Genomic DNA, 4751 nt, shown 5'->3' with positions numbered 1-4751 from the left:
AGATGTGTATAAGAGACAGATTGTATGGTGTGAGTCAAAGTAAACCAGTGAATGAATCATAGAAACCCTATGCTCTATGATTCATCGTTAGCAATTAATCACTGATTAGTTCATTGCTGGCGATGAATGGTTCATCGAGTTGTTCGTTGATTTGTTCTAGCTGTTGCCAAACGTGATTCAGCAATGTATCCAATCCCAGGCGGGTGACGGCTGAAATTTGGAAAACGGGTTGTCCATTACTGTAGGTTTGCAGTTCCCTGACGATCGCATCGACATCCACATCCGGATCAACAGCATCCAGTTTATTCAGGGCGAGAATTTGGGGGCGATCGCCTAAACCGCGTCCGTAGGCGGACAATTCTTGCTGGATTGTGTTGTAGTCTGCGATCGGATCGGTACTGGTGGCATCAATTAAATGCAGCAACAACCGAGTCCGTTCGACGTGACGCAGGAAATCATGCCCTAACCCGACTCCCAAGTGTGCCCCTTCAATTAACCCCGGAATATCGGCAAAGACAGTGCCATCGCCACTCGGTTTCCGTACCACTCCCAGGTTAGGGACTAAGGTTGTAAAGGGATAATTGGCAATTTTGGGTCGAGCGGCGGATAAAGCAGAAATCAGGGTCGATTTTCCGGCATTGGGGAGTCCAATAATTCCCACTTCTGCCAGCAGTTTCAGTTCCAGGCGCAACAACCGAACTTCTCCCGGCAATCCGGGTAAGGCTTTTTCGGGAGCGCGGTTATGGTTACTGAGAAAATGTTGATTCCCCAATCCCCCTTTGCCCCCCTGAGCCACACAAAGGGTTTGCTCCGGTGCCACCAGATCGCCTAACAGTTCATCGGTTTCCGCATCATAAACCATCGTGCCGCAGGGCACTTCAATGATATTATCCCGCCCCGATGCGCCCGTTCGGTTGTTGGGCCCCCCTCGTTGCCCGTTTTCTGCTTTGAACAGATGGTTGTAGCGGAAGTCCAGTAGGGTTTGCAGGTTAGAAGCTGCCTTGAAAATGACGGAACCGCCTTTACCGCCATTCCCTCCGGAGGGACCCCCGGCTGGCACATATTTTTCTCGTCGGAAGGCAACTAAGCCATCACCGCCATCGCCTGCCTGTACCTGAACTTCTGCCTGATCAATAAATTGCATGAGTCGAACCTGGATTATCCTTCTTGCATGATAGGCAAGATCCGGTTCGATCGTTATGCTTCGATCGCAGATTTCAGGACGATCGTCAGTTCTGCTTGACTCAGTCTACCCTGCACTACCTGAAGCTCGTTAAGAAATTTAGGAGTCGGCAAGGCGACGATACACTTCTTTCCGTTCACGTTCAGAGGCTAGATAAGCTTGCCACACTTCACTGGAAACGTCATCCGGTTGGCTGGAAGCCTTGCAAGGAACGGACAAATTCTAGCACCTGCCGCCGTTGTGACTCCGGGATTTGCTCCAATTCTTGCATAATCTGCTCTTTGATGGTCATGAGTGTGCTCTAGTGCCGAATTACCTCTACTATCCAGTCTACTGCCAACAAAACCATAGACAAACGCTGGACAGGATGACGAAATCGGTTCAAGCGGGAATAATAGACAAAATGCCTTGAAATTCCCAGATCGATCGGTTCAAGCGGGAATTCTTCAGGAAATCTTAATCCTGAACAGATTTAGCCGCTCAACCGGCGTTCCTTGTCCTTCAGATCCTGTCTAGCCACCCAGCCATGCCCCAAAACTTCAGTCAGCGTGATCTGCGAAACCGTTCGTTCAGAAACCAAAATCTGGCGGGAGCTAACTTTTTTAAGTCGGATCTGCGAGGGTGCGATTTCAGAGGTGCGATTCTAACCAACGCTAATTTTCAGCACATCAAGACCGGGCAAAGCTACAAACAACTGATCATCTTGATCGCTGTCGCTGTCGCTGTCGCTGTCGCTGGCGCTGTCGCTGGCGCTTTCGCTGTCGCTTTCGCTGTCGCTTTCGCTGTCGCTGTCGCTGTCGCTTTCGCTTTCGCTTTCGCTTTCGCTGTCGCTTTCGCTGTCGCTGTCGCTTTCGCTGGCGCTGCGATCGTAGCTTTTGAGCGGGGAGCCATTTTAGAGGGCATCCTCTATACAGCCGTTACTATTATTCTACTAGGTTTTGCTATCTATTCATTACTCGAAACGATTAAAACTATCAAAAATGCCACTGGTACTGATTTTAGACAGGCGGATCTAACCGGAGTTAATTTTAGTGATGCTACTCTAAAAAATACTGATTTCTCTACAGCAAAAATCTTTTTTGTAAACTGGACTGGAGTAGATTTCACTCGCTGTCAGTTTCCTGATTACTTTAATGACTCTAGAATTATTCACCTGTGTACCCGTCGCGATGGTCGAGGGCAAAACTACCAACATGCCGACCTGAAAAACCTCCATTTACAGGGGGTAATTCTCTCTGAGGCTGACCTGACCGGAGCCGATTTAAGTGGCGCTGATCTGCGGTATGCCAATTTAGAACGGAGTAATTTATCAGAGGTACAGGCACTCGGCAGCAACTTCACTGAAGCCATTTTAACCGGAGCCTGTATTCAGCACTGGGGCATTAATTCCAGCACTCAATTCACCGATGTTCAATGCCATTACATTTACCTGAAATCACCACAGGCTGAACGCAAACCTGCCAGTGGCTTGTTTAAGCCCGGTGACTTTGAAAAATTAGTCAACCAATTTACCAATACCTTAGATTTCCTGTTCCGGAATGGCATTGAGCCGCAAGCCTTTGACTTAGCCCTCCACAATTTACTCACAGACTATGAACAGGTTGGGCTATCGCTTCATTCAATAGTTTCACTAGAAGATGGCGACAGATTAGTTCGCGTAAACGTCGCTGATCCCAATGCCGATAAAGAGGCAATGCATCAACAGTTTATGCAAGATTATGAGTCGATGCAAAAGCAACTTCAGGCGGAACGGGAGCAAAATGTAGACCTGCAAAAACAGCTTGAACATACCAAAGGTCAATTAACCGTTTATCGAGAACAATCAATTTATTTACAACGATTCGTTTATGATCAAACCAATCAGCCTCGTCAAACGACAGTAAACATTTCTAACGCTCATTTCGCAGGTAATCTTATGTCTAGTGACAGTAGTGATATTCAGATTAATACTCAAGGGGATGTTAGCGGCGTTGCCGGAGGTGACAATACGGGTGTATCTGGTAAAGCCATTACTGGAGCCGCAGGTGGCGATATTAGCGGTACGTTAACCATTACTATGGGGCAGTTGGAAGACTCAAAAGATCCTGAAGCCCTAAAACTGGCAGATTTACTCAAGCAACTTAAGACAGCGATTGAAAAGCCTGATTCTGGCTTAACCCCTAAAGACCGCGACAAAGCGCTGAAACATATCGACAGTATCGGTAAACTGGGAACCAAACCAGACAATGCCGATCTGCTGGATAAAGCTGGAGATGCACTGGATGCCTTACCCACCATTATTAAACGCGGTAATGGCTTAATCGAATTTGCCGAAAAACATCTACCCACCATCACGACTGGCATTAAAGCCATCTTCGGCACATGGGGCATCTCCCTGTAACAGGGTTGCCAGAATCGAATCTCTATGTACCCTGTAGGGTATTTGAGGAGTCCGAAACAGTCTAGCTAGTTAACTGACAAAAATCTTTTGCCCTCATCCCCAACCTTTCTCCCTGTAGGCTACGGTGTACCCATAAGTCGAGTCTGACTTCGTTTGCATCCTTTTAGCCCCCTAAATCCCCCAATTCTGGGGGACTTTGAATGGTTGGTTCCCCCAGAATTGGCTACGGTGTACACACAAGTCGAGCCGGACTTCGTTTGAGTTCTCTGCGCCCCCTAAATCCCCCAATTCTGGGGGACTTTGAATCCTGAGTTCCCCCCAGAATTGGGGGGCTAGGGGGGCAAAATGCAGAATTTTCAAGTGGTAGAGAAGATGTGTATACATAGTAGCTCCTGTAAGAGAGGGCTAGAGTAAGGGTGGCTTGGGCAACACCTCAAAAGAGTTGTCAGTCAATCAGCCGAAACGGTATTTGAGGAGCCTGAAACGATGTTTGAGGAGTAGACCAGACCGATCGCGCTAACATCCACCAACTTGAGGGAATTCTAACGCTAGAGTGGATAAAACCACGGCGATCGTAGATTTTCCTGCATCCATGAGTGAGATGAATCAATATTATGAACTGCTGGGGCTACAACCCGGTGCTTCCCAGGCAGAAGTCAAACAAGCCTATCGAGAACTGGCAAAGGTCTGGCATCCCGATCGCTATACCCAGGATGCCCACCAGCAACGGCAGGCAGAGGAAAAGCTGAAACAGTTGAATGAAGCCTATCAACGGCTGAAGGATTATCAACCGCCACCCTCATCTAGAGCAACCACACCGCGATCGACCCCTAAAGCACCACCAAAAACCTCCCACGCCAAACCCCACATTTCCAGCCGACCCGCCAGCGCTGATACCTACTACTATCGGGGAGCCGAAAACGCCAAAGCCGGACGTTACAAAGAAGCCCTGGAAGACTTCAGTACCGCGATTCGCGTTAATCCCAACTATGCCGAAGCCTATCGCTACCGGGGATTCGTCCATTCCATGCTGGGCTTTGAACTGGGAGCCGACGCTGACCTGAAAAAAGCCAAGCAACTGGAACTGGAACAACAGGTGCGATCGACCCCTTCTCCTTCCAATCGCCGCGAACCCTTCCAGCAACAATTCTCTCGCTCCCCATCTTCCCCTGTCTCTTATACACATCT

4 protein-coding genes are annotated in these 4751 nt (G+C 48.6%); 2 read left to right on the top strand and 2 right to left on the bottom strand.

Annotated features, from left to right (window positions below; genetic code table 11):
- Positions 1 to 94 precede the first annotated feature (94 nt).
- Together obgE and ACN4EK_RS31980 are read right to left on the bottom strand one after the other, a co-directional pair.
- Complete coding sequence (obgE, locus tag ACN4EK_RS31985) at positions 95 to 1144, bottom strand: GTPase ObgE (RefSeq protein ID WP_431662493.1); 1050 nt, start codon at positions 1142 to 1144, stop codon at positions 95 to 97.
- A gap of 53 nt (positions 1145 to 1197) precedes the next feature.
- The gene (locus ACN4EK_RS31980; RefSeq protein ID WP_431662492.1) at positions 1198 to 1323 is read right to left on the bottom strand and encodes a hypothetical protein; all 126 of its coding nucleotides are present in this window, start codon (positions 1321 to 1323) and stop codon (positions 1198 to 1200) included.
- A 386-nt stretch (positions 1324 to 1709) separates the two neighbouring features.
- On the opposite strand from ACN4EK_RS31980, the gene ACN4EK_RS31975 reads away from it, so the two are divergent.
- A complete protein-coding gene (locus tag ACN4EK_RS31975) occupies positions 1710 to 3563 on the top strand; it encodes a pentapeptide repeat-containing protein (protein WP_431662491.1) in 1854 nt (617 codons plus the stop codon).
- A 553-nt stretch (positions 3564 to 4116) separates the two neighbouring features.
- Positions 4117 to 4751 (top strand): J domain-containing protein (locus ACN4EK_RS31970; protein WP_431662490.1); only part of this gene is annotated, 635 nt, incomplete at its 3' end.

This window comes from Pantanalinema rosaneae CENA516 (assembly GCF_050753385.1).
Lineage (GTDB): Bacteria > Cyanobacteriota > Cyanobacteriia > Leptolyngbyales > Leptolyngbyaceae > Pantanalinema > Pantanalinema rosaneae.
This window is presented reverse-complemented; position numbering and strand designations above follow the sequence as displayed.

Bases quoted from the DNA above. Each gene is read 5' to 3' on its own strand.
- obgE (WP_431662493.1), bottom strand. From the start codon at position 1,144: ATGCAATTTATTGATCAGGCAGAAGTTCAGGTACAGGCAGGCGATGGC.
- ACN4EK_RS31975 (WP_431662491.1), top strand. From the start codon at position 1,710: ATGCCCCAAAACTTCAGTCAGCGTGATCTGCGAAACCGTTCGTTCAGA.